Source organism: Chitinophaga sp. CF418 (assembly GCF_900142925.1).
Taxonomy (GTDB): domain Bacteria; phylum Bacteroidota; class Bacteroidia; order Chitinophagales; family Chitinophagaceae; genus Chitinophaga.
In genome coordinates, this window is record NZ_FRCN01000010.1 from 177,927 (window position 1) to 197,794 (window position 19,868).

Here is a 19,868-nt window from a genome sequence, read left to right on the forward strand (position 1 = left end):
TTTTTGTTCTATATAAAACAACATTACCGTTTATTTCCAAGGCCGGCAATAAGTGTAAGCGCGGCTACCAGGTTACCATCTTTTGTGATAACACCGTCGAAATTTCTTCCGAAGGAAAAGGTTAGTTTCTGGTTCCTGAAGATAGAATAATCTGCGTTGAATATCAATCTCCAGGAAGGATCGATGGTATTGGAAGATAATACACTGCGATAAACAGCTTCAACGCTGCAGTTGAACCGTCCGCCATTCGGGGAATAGACACCTCTGGCGCCTCCATCGAGCGTAGAAATACTCCCCATTTTGTTCAACTCGTTGTCTTTTGCGAAGATCTTTTCCGGGTTATGAAGAAAGCGGACCAGTCCCAATATAGCAAGCCCTTGCTTTCCCGTGTAACCTAAGGTTGTCCAGATACCGGCATTGTGCATACGGGAACTGTTGAATTGCTTGTTTAAGAATTCGCCGCTTATTCCTCCGGCCAGCTCCCAGGATAAGCCACTACGGGCGCCATCGAAAGATGCGGCAGCCCTTTGCAAATCGTCAGCAATGGCTTGCTTTGACTCAGCAGTTTCAGTCTCCTTGTTGTTAGCTGAATCAGCAGCATCTTTTTCCCTCCTCTTTTGCAGTATCTTTTCTTCCGTCTTGTGAAACTCACTGCTAGTATCATTCAGCCTTTCAAGATGGCCTGTTCGAGCTGCATCCTTTGCCAATTCCTCCAGTTTATTCCTTAACACAATTAATTCCGAGTCTTTCTCTAACTCCCTGAGAAGCGTCAGATTTCTCTTATTCATTTTTTGCTGCAAGTCATGAATTTTATCCAATACTGCTTCCGTTTTAGCATTATATTTCGGCCGTTTGAGTGAGAACTTAAAACCAATTCCTGCATAGGTGCTGGAGGAAACAAAATCACCGGCAGTAGAATCCGGATTCCTGATCGCAACCGAAAGAACAAAGGTTTGTCTGAACACATCACCATATTTTTTGGAGTTGAGGTCTGTTGTAGAACCACCGACCTTGTTTAACAGGAAATACGGTGCCAGATCGATCGCATAACTGGAGGGCAGTTTCATAAACGAACCACTTGCCGACTGCAGTGACATCATCAGTGAAGAAATGTCGGTAGGTTTATCCACATCAGTGGTAGCAAAACCGAGAAGATTAGAAGCAGGTGAACTGGGTGCCTTCAACAGGTCCAGTGTTGTACCTTCATTTTCCTGTGCGTAACTGTGCGCTACTGCCATACCAGCGCAGAGAACGAGGAATATTTTTTTCAGGATCATACATTCAGGAATTTAATTCGACATGCATAAGGAACAGACTGATGATCTTCTTCAACTGTCTTGGATAAATGGAACTCACGAAAAACAAGTCCTCCTCTTAACCGGATGATCATCTCCGTAAAATTTGATAACTCAGAAGTATCAGTGATAGTCGTAGTGATGAATAAGACCTTGTTACTTAACTCTCTGTTAGTCCCTATAGGAGTTTCTGACAGGGAGCCTTCGTGATCTTTAGGTTCTTCCTGATCAATTGCAATCAGGCTGCTGGCGGTCTGTCCTACATCGCCAATAATAATTTCCAGTGAAACATTTTTATCAGTATCACCCACCAGATAAAGGGTATCAAGCGTAGTTTGCTCTGCCATAGTTTTGGGGTTTATGGGTTCAGGTAACTAAAGCAGTTACTTATTCAAAGGTGGCAGATTTGAGCTGGATGAAAAATACCAACTAGTTTGTATTTTTCATTGGGGGTTAAACTGTAGTTACTTTCCAAAATGCATATTGATCAATGGCAAGCGTCTTAATCCTTTCGGATTATTGAGCGCTATGTTGTATAATCCGATTTGTATCCCTTTTAATCGTTTTGTATTATTATAAACACCAACAGCAAGCCCCCTGTGCTTATCGGAAACATTTTCCAAAGAAACGGCTAATCCATTCATTGTTCCGGTTATCGTCCCAGCAAAAGCTATGGCAACACCGTTGATCGCGCCCAATGAATCCATACCCCTTCGCCCCACTCCTCCCACTCCTATTGCTAATCCATTCACCGTATCGCATGCAAAAAACACACTTGCCCCCATCCCATTGAGTCTATCGCCTACGTTATACAGAAGTCCCAGCATTATTCCATTTTCATGGTCTATGGCATTCACAAGTCCGCCAGCTGCAAGACCATTATTTTTATGCTGTGTATTAGCGCCGACAGCAAGCGAAATACCGTTAGACGCACCCTTTTGGTCCAGGTTAACCAGCGCCAGATCGAACCCATTTAGTCGCCTGACATTTTTGTTCAGCCCATTAAACCTGAAACCAGTAAAAACAGGTGAATTACCAAAACAGAAACCGGCTCTTTTTGAGCCAAGGCTAAGATATTTTGCTGGTAATGAATCAGTTTCAGCGAATGCCAGGATAGGGAGCAGCATTGTAAAAAGAAGGGCCAAAAGAGTGGCTCTGATCATAGTTATAGGTTTATTATCAAACTTAGCCCTTTTGACCGGAAAATCAAATTCTTTGACTTAGATCAAATTTTAACCCTCAAGGCTCATGCAACTTTGCAGCGTTATAATTTTAAAACAACAACAATGAAACAGAAACATTTCAAGTACATCAACACACTCTTTGTAGTAATTCCCATGACCCTGATCATGGCATTTGTGGGACTGATCCGCAATTATGGTTTTGGCGAAGACTGGTTCATCAAATTCCTGAAAGCCTGGAGTATTATGGTTCCTGTTGCTTATGTAGCGGCCTTTGTCATTATTCCCAATGCACGCAAATTAGCTGAAAGGGTAACCGTAAAATCGTAATTTGCGTGGGAAATACGATAGCATGCACGAACAACTGGCTAACTACATCAAAGAACAGATCAAGGTCAGTGAAGAGGAACTAACTACTATTCTCTCTTATTTCACGCCGTTGAAAGCAAAGAAAAATGAGCTCCTGTTAACACAGGGACAAACCAGCCAACGATCTTATTTCGTTGGCAAGGGTTGTTTGAGGATATACTTCATTACTGAAGACGGTCAGGATGCTACCCGTTATTTTGCTTTCGAAAACATGTTTGCTACAGCGTTAATGAGCTTTATTACAGCTGAGCCTTCTGAAGAATTTATTCAGGCAGTTGAGGCTACAGAAATGTTCTACATCAGTCACAGGGATTTCTATCATTTACTGGACATTATACCACAGTGGGAAAAGTTTTACCGCAGCTATTTAGAAGGCGCTTATGTCAATAATACCAGGCGTTTGATGTCGTTTATCACTTTAGAAGCTGTAGAGCGTTATCGTCAGTTACTCGACCAAAATCCCGTCATTGTAAAAAGACTGCCGAATAAAATGGTGGCTTCCTATCTTAATATTTCACAGGAAACACTAAGCCGGTTGAAATCCAGGGTTTGAAGACCAGCCATCAATCTTAATAAAGAATTAACACCTGCTGAGTATCCTGCAAAATATCTTTATGCGGATATATAACCTATAGCACACTCATAAGATACATGCATTATGAAAAAGGGAATTGTTCTTTTTATTTTATCGTTACTGGGAACCGGGGCATTCGCCCAACAGGCGCAACATGTTGTCTTAATCACCATAGACGGCTTCCGTCCGGATTTTTATATGGATACCTCATGGCATGCCGTTCACCTGCAGGAAATGGCTAAAAAGGGCGTTTATGCGAAAGGAGTAAACAGCGTATTCCCTTCTATGACCTATCCTTCACATACTACCATCGTAACAGGTGTATGGCCGGTGAAACATGGGGTTTATTACAATAATATGTTTAATCCCAACGGACCTGCCGACAAAAACTACTGGAATGATACCGCTATCAAAGTACCTACCATCTGGAAGGTTGCGCAACAGAAAGGACTGAAAGTAGCGGCGCTTCTCTGGCCAGTATCTGCGGATGCACCGGTAATGTACAACATCCCCGACATTGGTGGCATGGGAGAAGCTGTGCGGGAGAAATACTCAAAGCCTGAGGGCTTTATTGCTGATCTGAAGAAAGATATCTTCAATAATGCGGCCCATATCGAATATGGAAAAGATCATAACATCGCCGGCATCGCATCATATGTTATCAGGAAAGATCAACCCAACCTGATGACCATACACTTCTTCTCTGTGGACCACTATCAGCACGAACAGGGCCGCCAGGGAGATTTGGTAAAAGCAGCAGTAACGGATGCAGACAGCAGTGTCGGCATTATCATCGACGCGCTTAAAACTGCCGGCATCTGGGAAAAAACAGTGCTGATCGTTACCGGAGATCATGGCTTCCTGGATGTAAAAACGAACGTTAATCCCAATATATGGCTGGTAAAAGCGGGACTGATCACCGATGTAAAGAAAGATGACTGGAAAGCGCAGTTCTATTCTGTAGGTGGTTCCAGCTATTTATACCTGAAAGACAAAAATGACAGCAAGACACTGATTCAGGTAAAAGACATCCTTGCCAACCTGCCTGCTGAAGAGAAAAAGTTATTCAGGATCATCGACCGCAAACAACTTGATAAAATAGGCGGTAATCCGGAAGTAGCACTCGCTCTCAGCGGTGAAAACGGTGCTTCATTCGGGAATGCAATGACAGGTGAGGCAGTAAAGCCTGGTCATGGTGGCTCACATGGTTATTTTCCTGACTTCCGGGAAATACGTACCGGTTTTGTGGCTTGCGGTCCCGGCGTAAAAGAAGGGGGTGTAATTCCGGAAATGAACTTGCGTGATATTGCACCGGCGCTGGCAAAAATATTGGGACTGTCAATGCCTACAGCAGAGGGTAAAATACCGGCTGGTTTGTTGACGAAGTAAGACAAGTTTCGTTTTAGCTTCGCTCAAGCTTCGTTTCTCCTATGTCCAACTTACGTTCATCCTACGTTCAAAGACCTAAGATGAACGTAAGATAGACATAGGAGAAACGAAGTTTAAGCGAGACTTTACCGAAGAATTGCCAAGAAAAGGCCAGACTGTCTTTATCCGGTCCTTAATATCAGATCATAAACTTAATTCATTTTAAATCAATTTATTAAATCGCATCATAAGAAGTCAAAAATGCGTAATTCCCGCATCGGTTTTCTACTTATTTTTGTAACGTGATCAGCGAGGTAAAACCGGTAAACATTCACCGCTTTCATTTATGTTTGCCCGGTATCGCCTGGAAAAATCCGCGTCATCAGCGCGTCTGAATAAACATTGTATTTCGTTACTGAGACAGTTGCTTAACAGCACCTGTGCTACTAAGCGGAATTACAGAAGAAAATTCTCGATATAGCATGCGTTTATTTCGCTGCATATATCTCATCAAATTTAATCCGGGAGGGTTACTATTCTTCGGAAATAGGAAACAGGATCTAAGCAGTCATTTGATTTTTCGGGCATATCTTCCACCCTACTCATTTGCCGAAGGCAGGAAAGTACACACCAAGTCTGGGAAAATTCTGGAGTAGTAAGGATCAAAGCGTGGCTAAAGGTCTGGAGGCTGGTTGTCTCGCCAGCTGTTGGGGTATTAGGTCCACGCGAAGCAGAAATTACTTACAGGAAAATGATCTCATAATATTAAAACTTAAAAAGGCCGCCATTTAATTGGCAGCCTTTTTAATAAAATGTAAAAATCAGTTTACGCCGTTACTACAAATCGAGATGCTTCTATTTGTGAGGCATGAGCTTTTTGTTGGTATTCTCTTTTTACAGACTCCATATATTCATCAATTGATTCTCTTGTAGCAATTGCCTCTGGAGAATCCATTATTTCTGCTTTTCCTTCTGCAAATAGTCTGGCTATAATCTCCTCCCTTCTATTAATTTTAGTTGCCATATCAGAAGCCTTTTAGATTGTTCGTATATATGTTAAATTCCCCCAAAGGTAATGAATTCTTGATTAATTCATTACTAACATCATCACAATAGAAAAAGTAATCCTCATAAGCACTAACTATTAAAGCATCATATTTAGTTAAGTTAGGCTCCGTAGCATCGATTATTATTACCCCCTTTGCCTTCTTCTGTTTGATTAACTTCCTGGACGAAATTTCTCCGACCCAGACGAACTTTGACATTGGAGCATCCAAAATAAAGTCCCTGAAATCAGGATGAAAACTCCGATCTTGCGATAAGTAATCTTTATAAGAACGACTGGAAGTCAAGAAAATTCTGATAAAGATCTCTGTTCCCATAGGAATATTAAATTGATTCTCTAACAAAAGAGTTTTGATATATTTCTTCGCTAAAGATGCATCCAAATAGATTTTCGGATACAATGGAACTAAAAAATGAACTATCTCACAGTTGGCCCAGACAGGGTTTTGATAATGTTGTACTGGTTGATCTAATGGGGCAAGCTGATAAACCGGTCGATTATCATCTACTATGACAAAATCTCTTTCGATATCGTCATTATCGATTATCTGAATATTTCTGCTTTTTAAAAGTGCGTTTAGTTTAACGTCCTGTTCACTCCTTACCTGTAGCTTATCAATATTAACATCGGTCGTATTATTGTGACCTACTAATAACACTGCATGGCCCACTTCTCCTCCATTATGGGTATTCGATACAGTAGCTATCAGGGGTAACCCACTTTCAACATATGTAGATATTAAATTTTTGAATCCATCACCAAATTCGTCTTTGGAATAAATCTTGGTTCCAAATCCAAATTCCCGCAAGGCATATCCCATCTGATCTACATTGAGTCCTTCTGATGGTATCTGCCGAAAATTGGAACGGCTTTTTAAGGCATTAATAATGACTGATGGGAGAGCGGGTTTGTATTCCGGATATTTCGATGCGAAATACTCCATGATAGCCCAAATAGATGTCTCTGCACACGTAATGGTTTCTGCATCCTGCGAGGAATGAGGGAAACCGGTTACTTCAAACTTGACAGAACATACCGTTGACTGAAATTTACTCATTACACATAGAAAATCGTGTTTCAATAATGCAGAAGGCGAAATCACACTTCTGCCAATAACATTAGGTATTGTGGGCCTTAATATCATAAACCCTAAGTACCTGTTTCTTAAATCTAAAATCTGAGATTCATCCCTGAATTGGTCTGCTCTTACTTCTCCACAAAAAAAAGACAACTTGATGCAATCCTTTTTGTACGCACCCATTTTTGTAGAAAAGTATGAATAATAACTATCCCGGTAAACCCTATCTACATAAGGATATTCAATTACAAAATGGATATCAGGTTGAAACCTCTGGAAATGCTGACCCAGTCTTCGGTCGTATACCTTTTCGGCAATCTGTTGGGAAACTGAAAACTCATCCCTGATAAGCTGAATTAACTGATGGCGGATTTCAGGTAAGGCACAAATAATGGTGGTGATGCTCATAAAATTGAAGCTTGTTTTGGCTGTTAACAGTAAAAAATAGTTGAATGCGGCGCGCAATTTAGCAAATTTCCCCAGTTATAATTTAGACTACTTGTTTTAATGCAATACTCTGGTAAGTTTATTTACAAAAAGGAGTGGATAATCGATGTGGATAATTAAAGGTTATTTGCACTTGAGCCAAAAAACAAAAAAAGGTATTAGAGAAAGCATCTACAATGACATATCATGCTGTTAATCGCCGTTTTAATTCCCTGATTTCGGCAGTCCATTCTTCATCACCTTCCCATAACTCTTTTATTTCAGAGTCTTTTTCAATTATTTCAATAGCCGTCAATGCTAACGCTTTCAGATCAGCAGGTATAGACCGCTCTTTCAATTTAGCAATTGCAGGCTCAAGGTTATGCCTTACTTCTTCATAGTCACTGGGTATAACCCCATTTAAAATGCAAATAGTTTCTGCTGCTGCAATGGCATTTTCATTTGACATACCATCATTGGGATTTTCAATTGATTCCTCCAATGTTTCCCTGATGAATTCAAAAGTTGGATTTTCCATTAAATCCATTACCCAATCTCCGGCTGAATCATTTCCAAAACTTCCGACTGCCCATGTTCCCATATGACCTATTATTATTCAATTTTTAAACGATCACTTCCCTTTTTTGTAGCATCTCTATTGCTCGCGCTAAATGCTGATAAGGGGCTGTAAAGTTGCCGGGATATCCTTGTCAGTCATCATTGTTGATTATTCCATTTTAAGATAAAAAAACAGGACCGGTTCAATCCGCATAATAAAACTTCTTAATACTGCTCTCCTCCATCTTCCCTCCATCCACTATTCTATAACAAATAGTGAACTCCAGCTGCGATTTATCATTGTATTCATTACGAAAAAACGTAGTCCAATATGTCTCCCTGGTATGAGGATCTACCAGCTTAAGCTCGGTTACATTTTCTCTGTCATCATATTTTTCAATGGTGCAGCTTTGGGCATCAAACACGGGTTTCTCCGCATACTTTTTATCATACATTGGGACAGCCCACTCCATACTTCTCTCTTTCAACGTATCATGTAGTGCTGCCAGATCATAGTAACCGATTACCTGCTCAATGCCCGAAAAAGACGCCTCTTTTTTAGTCAGCACATTTCCCTGGCGGATAGCTTCTTCTGTTCTATACAGCACCATTTTCCCGTCATATCTACCGTAATATTCGGTTTTCTCAACCTCTTTCTTAGCGTTATAGAAGAATTTCTTTTCTGAGGCTAAATACTGTGTTTCTTTATGCTTGTTAAATCTTTGCTCTTCCAATAACGCCTGATTATTCCCATATACATAAATGATCTGTTCGGAAAACTGGCCGTTGCTGAGAAGAAGTTGTGACTGCAAAATACCGTTCTGATAGGTGTAGTTTGTTTTCAGTACTGTACCATCTTCCCTTATTCTTGTTTCCGATACCTTTAACCCATTCTGATAAGTGTAATTCAAAGACTCCTTCGTACCATGGTGGATGTTATGATAATGATCCGCTACCAGTAATCCGTTTTCAAATTTATACTCACGGGTAGAAAATGCCTCATCAACAGTATGCCAGTCACTTGCTCCCAGTATTGCATGCCCCTTGGTCTTAAAGGCAGTGTAGCTTTTTGTTTCATGCCCATACTTCACTACGCGATAGTTCTCTCCCGTATATTCATAGACACTCAAAAGACCATGTTCCGCCGTATCATTCTTTCCAGTTTCCAGTATCCCGGTTATCTGTTTCTTGTCGTTATAGAATATCTGCTTTGTATTACTTGAGTGATCATCGCGGTAAACCTCTTTGGAAAGACGCATTTGGTATAGATTTTATTGGAAGATGAAAATAGGTAAATTCTATCATTGGTGCACAAAAAAAGCACCGACTTTCGTCAGTGCTTTTGAGATATGTTATTCCACATCTGTTCTGAAAGGCGAGGCCGGCAGGTCGGCCGAATTGTACAAGTTGCATTCGGGTACATTCGCCCAGCCATATCGTACAGCCACTGGCTTAGATACTGCCGGACTGCTTACGATCACCTTGTCTCCCCTGATCACTGCAACAGCAGGTACAAACTTCTTATCCCCGCCAGCTATTGTAAAACCAGACAATTTTCCGTTACCTGCATGAAGACCTTTTGCTGTATGATCAAAAGTCAGCGTAGCACTATCTTTATTAACACGGTACGTTTTTAATGCCGGACCGGAATATTCGATCTTCCGGTGATACACCAGCCCACTTGCTGCCAGCGCCAGTCGTGCACCAACGGGTTGCTTACGGGATGGATGAATATCATTGGCGTCACCACAGTCTGTCGTTACAATCAGTGCCGTGTTTTTCACTTTCTGCGTTACTTTCAGCTGTGCTTCCCTGATCTCCGGCGTCATGTCCTTATAAGGCGCTATCTGCACGATCAGGAAAGGGAAATCGCCCTGTCCAAAGTCTGTTCTCCAGTTGCGGATCATATTGGGCAGAATCACCTGGTATTGCTTAGGATTCCCATTATTCGCCTCTCCCTGATACCAGGCAACACCTTTAATAGCATAAGGAATAAGCGGATAGATCATACCGTTATAGAGTCCGTTCATTAATTTTCCCGGCGGCCTGTAGCCTTCAACGACCTTATCATAATTCTTCACCAGCTCCGTCAATTCAGGGTTGCCTTCCAAAGCAGCTTTACTGGTCCAGTCTTCTGCCGGAGTACCTCCGAAAGCGGAGAAAATAATACCTATCGGAACATTGATCCGTTTATACAGATCCCTGGCAAAGAAATAACCTACTGCAGAAAAATCAGACACTGTCTTCGGCGAGCAAACCGTCCATTTCTCATGTACGTCCTCTACCTTCTCTGGCGCATATTTCAGGGGAACATAGTACTCCCTGATCATCGGGAAATTCGCGGCATCCCTTTCTTTCTCCCAGTCGGTAATAGGCTGCTGCGGAGGCCTTGGTCCCAGTTGTCTTTCCATGTTGGACTGACCACTGCACAACCATACTTCACCAACAAGAATATCTTTAATGGACACCTTGTTCTCTCCCATTATCGTCATCTCCTTCGGAGTAGTAATGTAAGGCAACGGCGCCAGCTTTACCATCCATTTTCCACCCTTTGCGACGGTCGACACTTCCTGCCCGTTAAAGCGGACAGTCACCTTCTCTCCATCATTAGCATGTCCCCATACTGGTACAGCCACGCCTTTCTGTAAGATCATATGATCCGAAAAAAGGCTGTTGGGAACAACGGTAGCATCAGCAGCTACAGATGTTCCAAGTATAAAAAAAGCAGTTAAAAAGTTCTTTAACATGATGAACGTTTATGTAATTATCAGTTATAACTAATTTATTTCACCAGTGCGGGATCATACAATTTCACATTTGCCTCGTACAGTTTGTCAACAGGCATTTTATCTACCTGACGATCATACGTCATAAACCCATTCACCTCTCCTTCAACGTCTGTTGTTTGTGTATACACGGCCGCTGATAAACCTAAAGGAATCAGCTGGGCGATCCTCTCAGTGAAGGTCTGGTACTTTTTGAACATTTCCTCAGATGTTTTGAAAGACTGGTATCCCCAGTTTTTATTTTTCTGCCAGGTATGGCCTTCCAGCGGCAATCCCAGTCCGCCGAATTCTCCCAACACCAGGATCTGCTTCTGGCCAAAGAGGTCTGGTCTAGGCATGGCAGGATGAGGATAGTTATGCAGGTCGATGATATGTCCTGTAGGATAAAAGTTACCACCACTGGCACTATTCACCAGCCTTGACGGATCTTTCTTCATCGTCCATTCCGTGATCTCAGCTGTCTTGAATTGTCCCCAGGCCTCGTTGAATGGTATCCATACTACAATGCTCGGGTAGTTATACAGGGCATCTATGATCGCATTCCATTCTTTACGGTAATACCCTTCTGATTCCGGCGTACGGTCTTTGTCAGTAGCATGATCCAGTATTCCAGGTCGGTTCTCCCATCCATTGCCTCTATCCCCACTCGGCATATCCTGCCACAGCAGCATACCTGCCTTATCGCAATATGCATAATAGGTAGCAGGTTCCACCTTGATGTGTTTACGGATCATATTAAAGCCCATCTTTTTCAGCTGGTCAATGTCATACACCATTGCTTCATAAGTAGGCGGTGTATATAAACCATCAGGCCACCAGCCCTGGTCCAGCGGACCATACTGGAAAAGGAATTTATTGTTCAGCAGCATACGCTGTATACCATTGGCATCAGGCGCCATAGATATTTTGCGCATGGCGAAATAACTTTTTATTTCGTCTACCGGTTTATTATTACGGACCAGTGTCACTTTCAGATCGTACAGGAACGGAGTGGAAGGCGACCACAATTTCTCATTGTTAACTGTAAGTACCGCAGTTTCCTTAGCACCTACCTGCTGCCGTGCAACAACTGTAGCGCCGTCCAGCACTTCAATTTTCAGGTTATCGCCATCCTGCAGGTTCTCTACATCTGCAGCCACTGAGATCGTGTGTTTATCGATATCAGGTGTATTTTTTGTTGACTTGATATATGCTTTAGAAACTGCTTCCAGCCATACAGTCTGCCATATACCGGTCACGGGTGTATACCAGATACCTTCAGGTTTAACCACCTGTTTACCAGCTGGCTGCGGACCATCATCAGTAGGGTCCCATACACGTACAGTTATTTCCTGTTTTGCACCTTTCTTAAGATATGGCGTGATGTTGATTGAAAACGGATCATAGCCACCTTCATGTTTACCGGCACTCTTCCCGTTCACAAACACTTCTGTCTGCCAATCTACAGCACCAAAGTGTAACAGGATATCTTTATTCTTCATGGAAGAAGGAATGCTGATGGTATTCTTATACCACAGCAAACTATCTTTTCCAACGGTGCGCCCTACCCCTGATAAAGCAGATTCTACCGCAAAAGGCACCAGGATGTTACCTTCATAAACAGCAGGTTCCGCCTGCGATTTCGGCGTAATAGCGTAACTCCAGAGACCATTTAAATTTATCCAGTTATTACTTCTGACCAGTAGCGGACGTGGATATTCTGGCAGTGGGGCTTTCGGGTCAACTTTGTCAGCCCATTGGGTTACAATTCTGTCTTTGATAACGTGCCATTGCGTTCCCTGGGCGTTTGCAGCAGATGCGATGCCGAGGGACACAACAAAACAGGATAATAATTTCTTCATGTTTTTCGATTATTAACGTTCGGTTGTTAGAACTTGAATTTACTCAATGTTTCGTGAAATCTATAGTGGTTTCCTATTGTTTTAGTTCCTGCAAAAACTGTGTCGGCGTTTTTCCAAACTCTTTCTTGAACGCCTTCGTGAAATAAGATTGTGTCTGAATCCCTATCCTGAGTATGACTTCAGACAATGGCACATCTTCGTGGGACATGATATAAGCAGCTTTCTTTAACCGTATAGTACGTACGAAATCGCCGGTAGATTGTCCCGTCAGCTGTTTAATCTTCTGATATAAATTTGTCTTGCTCATGCCCATGCTACTGCACAGCAGGCTTATATCAAAATCAGGGTCCATTAAATGATGATCTATCTGGCTCAGTAGCTCATCCATAAACTCTTTATCTTTGGAAGAATTCACCAGCTCTTTCGCTTCATAAAAATAATCCTTCAGGAACCGTTCTTTTGATTTACGCCGCTGTTCCAGTGTATTTCTTATCGTGATCAGCAACAGCTCTATACTAAGCGGTTTACCAAAATAAAAGTCTGCGCCGGAGGCCGCTCCTTCTATGTTAGACGACAATGCTGTCTTTGCTGTCAGCATCATAAAAGGAATATGACTTGTCTCCAGGTTTTCCTTCACCAGCTTACAAAACGCAATACCATCCAATACAGGCATCATCACATCACTGATGATAATATCCGGCATTTCCACCTTTGCTTTCTCAAATCCCATCTGGCCATCGGATGCTTCTATTACCCTGTATTCCGCCAGCAATGCTGATTTCAGAAATTCTCTCAGCTCACTGTTATCATCTACAATTAAGACAGTAGCCTGCTGACTATTTGCCGGCGCATGATTGACAGTACCGTCATGAGGCTCAGTTACCGGTGCGGCTATCGTATAACGCTGGTTGGATACAAGGCTTTCCAGCTGTTTTGCTGTCTTCGCAGGATCTCCCATCCATCGTTCTTCCTCTGAATAATCCGATTTGTGGAATGGAATGGAGATGATAATCTCAGTACCCTGCTTACGTTCACTGTACACACGTATACCGCCTTTATGCAGGAACGTGAGGCTTTTCACAAACGCAAGCCCAATGCCCGATCCAAGATGGTTTTCATTTACCCTGAAATATCTTTCAAACAGATGTTCTATTGATTCTTTCGATATACCAATACCATTATCAACTACCCTGATATGAAGATATTCACTGGCTTTGTAGTCGTTCTGCAATATCAGTTCATGCGGGTACGCTGGTTTAACACCCTCCAGCGAATTGCGCATCTCCAGTGTTATTGCTCCTCCTGAGGGAGTATATTTAAATGCATTGCTCAACAGGTTGTAGATGATCTTCTCCAGCACCTGGTTATCAAACCAGGCCTCTTCAGGAGCGGCAACAATATTCACTGTAAAGCGCACCTGTTTATCAGCTGACCATTCTCTGAACTCTTCCGAGATCTCTTCCAGGAACAATACCGGATTAGCAGGCATCACTTTTAACTGCAATACGCCCGACTCCACTTTTCTGAAATCCATCACTTCATTTACAAGGTCAAGCAGGCGATAAGCGTTTTTCTGCATCAGTTTGAATGAGTGCTGCTGTGCAGCGTTCTGCGAGTCCCTGATCATCTTTTCCAGCGGACCAAGAATCAAGGTCAGCGGTGTACGGAATTCATGGGATATATTAGTGAAGAACTGAAGTTTTAACTGGTGTACCTCTTCGCGTTTCCGTTCGCTGATCTCTTTCAGCTCCCTTGCACGCCGGAATGCCAGCATGCGATAGACAGCATACACGATGATGCCTGACAACAGCAACATAAACCACCAGGTTCTCCAGAACGGAGGCTGAATAACGATCGTAATAGCTGTTCCCTGCTCATTCCACACACCATCGCTGTTGGATGCCTTTACATGGAAAACGTAGGTACCGGGATCGAGATTGGTGTAGGCAGCTTTTCTCTCATTTCCCACATAGTTCCAGCTCTTGTCCCAGCCATCCAGCTTATAGGCATATTGGTTATTCTCCGGCGCTGTGTAATCCAGCGCGGCAAATCCGAATGAAAAAGAAGATTGTTTGTAATTAAACTTTACACGGTCAGTCAGGCTGATGTCCTGCTGCAAAGGAGCGCCCTTCATGCCTGGCAGCATCCGCTGATTAGAAACCTGCAGATCAGTAATATACACCGGGGGCGTAAATGAATTGGCCCCTATCTCCTGCGGATAAAAGGCATTGAAGCCGTTAATGCCGCCGAAGTACATCTCACCGTCCCGGGTCTGCAGATAGGCGTTCGCCTCGAACTCAAGGCCCTGCAATCCGTCGCCTGTATTGTAGGTCTTATATTGATGCTGGCCGGGATGAAAACGTACAATACCATTCGAAGTAGAGATCCAGAAATTACCGGCTTTATCTTCTGTCATTCCCTTGATAAAGGCCGTACTCAAACCAGCGGCTGTTGTATACAGGGAAAAGCTGTTCTTCGTTTCATCAAACAGGTAAAGCCCTGACTGCCCTGCCCACAAACGTCCTTTAGCATCTGTGAACAACACGCGCAGGTCCGGTTTTTTCTCACCGGTGGTAAAATAATGCCCAATCTTGCCGCTGGATGGATCATAACAGTTTAAACCTCCATCGTCGGTGCCTATCCATATCCGGCCTTTACGGTCTTCTATCATGGAGACGGCGTTTTTCCCGGACAGACTGTTGCCGCCGGTACCGGTAAAGCGGATAAAATGCCCCGCCTTGCGGTCGTACATATTCACCCCTCCATAGTAGGTAGCCACCCAGAGATTCCCCCGGCTGTCTTCCAGTATCTTCTGCACATAGTTGGAACTAATGCTGTGGGGATCTGCAGGATCATTCAGGAACCGTGTAAAACTTTCGTCTGCGGCATGGTATAAGTTCAGGCCCCCTCCCCAGGTCCCTATCCAGAGATCGCCTTGTTTGTCTTCCGTAATACCGAGCACCTCTCCTGAGCCAAGTGTCCTTTTATTAAAGGGGTCGTACTGGTAATGACGGAAATGCTGCTGCTTACGGTCAAAAAGGTTCAAACCTCCACCATCGGTACCTATCCATATCCGGCCCTGCCGGTCTTCACAGAACGCTTTTACGTCGTTGTAACTCAGGCTGTTCTCTTTTATCTGCTGCTGATAAAGCCGGAACTTTTCAGCGCCCGGTACATATATATTGATACCTCCCCGGTGAGTGCCTATCCACAGGATGCCCTGTTTGTCTTCAAAAAGCGCTGATACCGTCCGTTGTGATAAACTCCTGGGGTATTCCGGTTCATTCTGGTAATGGAAAAAGGAGCCATTCTCCGCATTAAAAAGACTCAATCCACCGTTCACACCGCCGGCCCAGAGCTTGCCCTTGCTATCAGATAATACGGCTCTGATCTGGTTAGTGGATAAACTGGAAGCATCCTTCTCCTGATGCTCATAAGTAATAAACCTGCCATTAGCCGGGTTATAATAAAGCAGTCCTTTTTCTTCTGTTCCCAGCCATAAACCTCCCTGGGTGTCATACTTCACGATCCTGACCGCCTGTGGATCACTGTCACCGGTATAGGGCAGCTGAATGGTACGGAAACTTTTCCTGTCGCGGTCAAAGAGGGCCAGGCCTCCCTCTGTAGCTACCCAGAAACGCCCCTGTGCATCCTCACAGAGATAGTTCACCCGGTTGTCCGGAATATCCTGTGCGTACCCAGGCCGGTGACGGAAGTGGGTAAAGGTCCCTGTGGAGCGGTCGAACAGGTCCAGCCCACCACCGTAAGTACTGATCCAGAGGCGGCCCTGCTTATCCTCATAAATACAGGTCACCTGGTTATGCCCAAGACTTCTGCTGTCTGCCCGGTGCATAAACCGTGTAAAACGGTTCAGACCAGGTTCAAACCGGCTCAGACCATTCTGGGTGCCTATCCAGAGGTGATGCTGATGGTCTTCGTAGATATATTTAATATAGTTATCGCTGATGCTGTTGCTGTCCCGGGAGTTGTACCGGTACACAACGATCTGGTACCCGTCATATTTATTCAGTCCGTCCCTGGTCCCAAACCACATGAAGCCCTTGCTGTCCTGAAAAATGGTTTCCACCGTACTATTGGATAATCCCTGTTCATTGGTCAGGTGCCGGAAATGTAAAACCGGCGTCTGGGAAAATACACCCTCTGCAGGTAGCAGGAGCAGCATACCCAATAGCATGGCGAGACGCCTCCGGCAACAACCGTAAACACATAAAAAAACGCGGGATAAGGCGTGGAATATCAACACAGTGGCAAATTTGATCAATAGAACCAAAAAAATGAACGATAGAATAACAACCTGCGACAAGGCCCCCCTTACTTTGCAAGCTAAAATACAGCCAAAATAAAAAATGCCACGATGAAAATGAAAAAACGGGTACTCCACGGTATACTGTCTCTAATTGTTGTCATGCTAACGGGATTGTCCGCCTATGCCCAGCAACCTGTCAAAGGAACGCTGAAGACATCCTCGGGCGAACCGGTCCCCGGTGCTACCATTACAGTGAAAAAGGCTAATACTGTAGCTATTGCCGATTCGGCAGGTAATTTTACCATCAAAGCACAGACAGGTGATACCCTTGTGATCACCTTTGTGGGTTTTAAAAGACAGGAGGTCAGGGTGCCTGGCACACAGCCCATGCATGTGATCCTCCAGGAATCCGTCTCCACCCTCAATGATGTGGTGGTGATTGGTTACGGCACCCGTTCCCAGAAAGACCTGACGGGATCAATAGCCACTGTCAGCTCGAAAGATTTCCAGCAGGGAGCCATTACCACCCCCGATCAACTGGTAACGGGCAAGGTGGCAGGGGTGGTCATTACCTCCAACGGAGGAGCCCCCGGCGCTGGTGGTACCATCAGGATACGGGGAGGTACCTCCCTCAACGCCAGTAACAATCCGCTGATCGTAGTGGATGGGGTACCGCTGACCGGCGAAGGCGTTTCCGGCGTGGCCAATCCCCTCAGCCTTGTAAATCCGAATGATATTGAGTCCTTCAATATATTAAAAGACGCTTCGGCCACCGCCATCTATGGGAACCGTGCCTCCAACGGCGTCATCATCATTACCACCAAAAGCGGTGCTGCCGGCCGGCTGAAAGTGACGTTCAACACTGTACTGTCTGAATCTGTAAGAAGGGACGAGATAGATGTACTGGACGGCGATCAGTACCGCCGCCTCATTGCAGAGAAAGGTAACGATGATGAAAAAGCGCTGGTAGGGGTTGCCAATACCGACTGGCAGGACCAGATATTCCAGAAGGCTTTTGGCGGCGACTATAACCTGGGTATCTCAGGAGGCATCAAAAAACTGCCTTACCGCCTGTCTGTAGGTCATACCTACCAGGATGGTATCCTAAAAACCAGCAATATCAAAAGAACTTCGGCAAGCCTGAACTTATCCCCTTCTTTCTTCAATAACAGCCTGAAAGTAACGATCAACGTAAAAGGGGTATACCAGAAGACGAGATTTGCCAACGAAGGAGCTATTGGAGCGGCCATTGGGTTCGATCCTACCCAGCCAGTATACGCCAGCAATAAATATGGCAACTTCTGGGAGTGGCTGAATGCGGCTACCGGTACTCCTATCGAACTGGCCACCAAAAACCCGCTTGGACTACTGATGCTCAACTCCAGTCTGAGTGATGTATACAGGAGCATCGGTAGCATCAAAGTGGATTATAAACTGCCTTTCTTCCCGGCGCTTACAGCGACGGCCAACGCCGGTTATGACGTTTCCAAAACAGCAGGTAATGGCTTTGTGCCTGCGTATGCAGCCCAGTCTTACCAGAGGGGTGGGTCTATGACCCAGTATTCCCAGAGAAGAAAAGACAAGCTGCTCGACCTCTACCTGACGTATGCAAAAGACCTGAAGGGCATTGCCAGCAAACTGGATGTTACTGCAGGTTATTCCTACCAGGACTTCTTCCGGGGTAGCCCGGCTTACCCCGTACGGAATGCCCAGGGCGATGTGATCAACATCCCGGTGGCAGATTCCAGCCGTAATACGCTGATCTCCTTCTTCGCCCGTGCCAACTATACCCTGATGGGCCGCTATCTCTTAACGGCCTCTATCCGCCGCGATGGTTCCTCCCGTTTCGCAGCCAACAATCACTGGGGCGACTTCTCCTCTGTGGCCCTGGCCTGGAGGATCAAAGAAGAGGGCTTCCTGAAAGATGTCAATACCTTCTCTGACCTGAAGGTACGTGTGGGTTATGGTGTGACCGGCAACCAGGACATAGGCCTTGCCTATCCCTTTCTGCCCATCTATACACGGGGCGCCAATAACGTGCAATATCCTTTCGGGAACGGCTCCTATTTCACCTACCGTGCAGAAGCTTATGACCCTAATATCAAATGGGAACAGACTGCAGCCTGGAACGCCGGTCTTGATTACGGATTCCTGAACAACAGGATCAGCGGTACCCTGGATTTCTATTATAAGAAAACAAAGGATCTGCTGGCGGATATTCCTACTGCTGCCGGCGCCAACCTCAGTAACCACGTGCTGACGAATGTGGGTAACATTGAAAGTAAAGGTGTGGAACTGGCCATCAATGCCGCCATCGTTGAAAAACAAAAGTTCGGCTGGAAAGCAGGATTTAACATCAGCTATAACCAGAATAAGATCCTGAAGCTCTCCAATGTATCAGATTCGAGCTCTGAGGGTATACTGACTGGCGGCATCTCCGGTGGTACCGGCAATACTGTCCAGATCAATACTGTCGGATATGCGCCTCAGACCTTTTATGTATATAAACAGGTCTATGATCCCAATGGCAGACCTGTGGAAGGTGTATATGAAAAGCCCCGTGAAGGAAGCAACATGTTCTACAGATATAAATCGCCCAATCCCAGGTTAACCATGGGCTTTACATCACAGTTCAATTATCTCAACTGGGATCTCTCCTTTGTAGTGCGTAGCAACATCGGCAACTATGTGTATAACAACATCAGATCGGCAGGTGGTGCGTACAACAGCGTCAGAACATCCATGGGCTACATCGGCAATGTGAATGCTGATTACCTGAACACAGGATTTAATAACAGCCAGTATTCTTCTGACTACTATGTGGAGAATGCTTCTTTCCTGAGAATGGATAACCTCTCACTAGGATACAACTTCGGCAAGATCCTCCGTAATACAGCCACACTGCGCGTGAATGCCATCGTACAGAATGTATTTGTGATCACAAAGTACAGTGGTCTGGATCCGGAGATATTCAACGGTATTGACAACAATCCCTATCCGAAGCCACGTATTTATTCCCTGGGGATCAACATCGCTTACTAACTGATGAAAAGAAGAAC

The 19,868-nt window shown here is 44.4% G+C and carries 14 protein-coding genes; 4 read left to right on the forward strand and 10 right to left on the reverse strand.

Going from position 1 to position 19,868, the window contains the following annotated elements:
- Positions 1–23: 23 nt before the first annotated feature.
- From F3I09_RS21765 to F3I09_RS21775, 3 genes are all read right to left on the reverse strand, one after another.
- Positions 24–1,277, reverse strand: a complete 1,254-nt coding sequence (locus tag F3I09_RS21765; protein WP_149697160.1) for a hypothetical protein — start codon at positions 1,275–1,277, stop codon at positions 24–26.
- Positions 1,274–1,642 (reverse strand): hypothetical protein, encoded by a 369-nt coding sequence (locus F3I09_RS21770; protein ID WP_149697161.1) that lies wholly within the window; start codon positions 1,640–1,642, stop codon positions 1,274–1,276. The genes F3I09_RS21765 and F3I09_RS21770 overlap by 4 nt, the downstream gene beginning before the upstream one ends.
- A 117-nt stretch (positions 1,643–1,759) precedes the next feature.
- Positions 1,760–2,458 (reverse strand): LA_2272 family surface repeat-containing protein, encoded by a 699-nt coding sequence (locus F3I09_RS21775; protein WP_149697162.1) that lies wholly within the window; start codon positions 2,456–2,458, stop codon positions 1,760–1,762.
- Positions 2,459–2,581: 123 nt separating this feature from the next.
- On the opposite strand from F3I09_RS21775, the gene F3I09_RS21780 reads away from it, so the two are divergent.
- The 3 genes from F3I09_RS21780 (at position 2,582) to F3I09_RS21790 (ending at position 4,808) form a co-directional block, all read left to right on the forward strand.
- Positions 2,582–2,806 carry a DUF2798 domain-containing protein gene (locus F3I09_RS21780; RefSeq protein WP_149697163.1) on the forward strand — a complete coding sequence of 75 codons (225 nt, stop codon included), beginning with the start codon at positions 2,582–2,584 and terminating at the stop codon, positions 2,804–2,806.
- Between the two features lie 22 nt (positions 2,807–2,828).
- Positions 2,829–3,398, forward strand: coding sequence for a Crp/Fnr family transcriptional regulator (locus F3I09_RS21785; protein WP_149697164.1), 570 nt, complete (start codon positions 2,829–2,831; stop codon positions 3,396–3,398).
- A gap of 105 nt (positions 3,399–3,503) precedes the next feature.
- Positions 3,504–4,808, forward strand: coding sequence for an alkaline phosphatase family protein (locus F3I09_RS21790; protein WP_149697165.1), 1,305 nt, complete (start codon positions 3,504–3,506; stop codon positions 4,806–4,808).
- A gap of 805 nt (positions 4,809–5,613) precedes the next feature.
- Here the strand turns inward: F3I09_RS21790 and F3I09_RS21795 are convergent.
- The 7 genes from F3I09_RS21795 to F3I09_RS21825 all read right to left on the reverse strand — a co-directional run bounded on the left by F3I09_RS21795 (position 5,614) and on the right by F3I09_RS21825 (position 16,725).
- Positions 5,614–5,811 carry a hypothetical protein gene (locus F3I09_RS21795; protein WP_149697166.1) on the reverse strand — a complete coding sequence of 66 codons (198 nt, stop codon included), beginning with the start codon at positions 5,809–5,811 and terminating at the stop codon, positions 5,614–5,616.
- A 1-nt stretch (position 5,812) separates the two neighbouring features.
- Entirely contained in the window at positions 5,813–7,339 is a 1,527-nt protein-coding gene (locus F3I09_RS21800) for a hypothetical protein (RefSeq protein ID WP_149697167.1), read from the reverse strand.
- A gap of 223 nt (positions 7,340–7,562) precedes the next feature.
- Positions 7,563–7,958, reverse strand: coding sequence for a DUF4259 domain-containing protein (locus F3I09_RS21805; protein WP_149697168.1), 396 nt, complete (start codon positions 7,956–7,958; stop codon positions 7,563–7,565).
- 160 nt (positions 7,959–8,118) lie between these two features.
- Positions 8,119–9,174 carry a hypothetical protein gene (locus F3I09_RS21810; RefSeq protein WP_149697169.1) on the reverse strand — a complete coding sequence of 352 codons (1,056 nt, stop codon included), beginning with the start codon at positions 9,172–9,174 and terminating at the stop codon, positions 8,119–8,121.
- 93 nt (positions 9,175–9,267) lie between these two features.
- On the reverse strand, positions 9,268–10,662 hold the full coding sequence (locus F3I09_RS21815; protein ID WP_149697170.1) for a sialate O-acetylesterase: 1,395 nt from the start codon (positions 10,660–10,662) through the stop codon (positions 9,268–9,270).
- 35 nt (positions 10,663–10,697) lie between these two features.
- A complete protein-coding gene (locus F3I09_RS21820) occupies positions 10,698–12,542 on the reverse strand; it encodes a glycoside hydrolase family 2 protein (RefSeq protein ID WP_149697171.1) in 1,845 nt (614 codons plus the stop codon).
- Between the two features lie 73 nt (positions 12,543–12,615).
- The gene (locus F3I09_RS21825; RefSeq protein ID WP_223233335.1) at positions 12,616–16,725 is read right to left on the reverse strand and encodes a two-component regulator propeller domain-containing protein; all 4,110 of its coding nucleotides are present in this window, start codon (positions 16,723–16,725) and stop codon (positions 12,616–12,618) included.
- A 192-nt stretch (positions 16,726–16,917) separates the two neighbouring features.
- Between F3I09_RS21825 and F3I09_RS21830 the strand changes: the two genes are divergently transcribed.
- A complete protein-coding gene (locus F3I09_RS21830) occupies positions 16,918–19,851 on the forward strand; it encodes a TonB-dependent receptor (RefSeq protein ID WP_149697172.1) in 2,934 nt (977 codons plus the stop codon).
- The last annotated feature ends 17 nt before the right edge of the window (positions 19,852–19,868 follow it).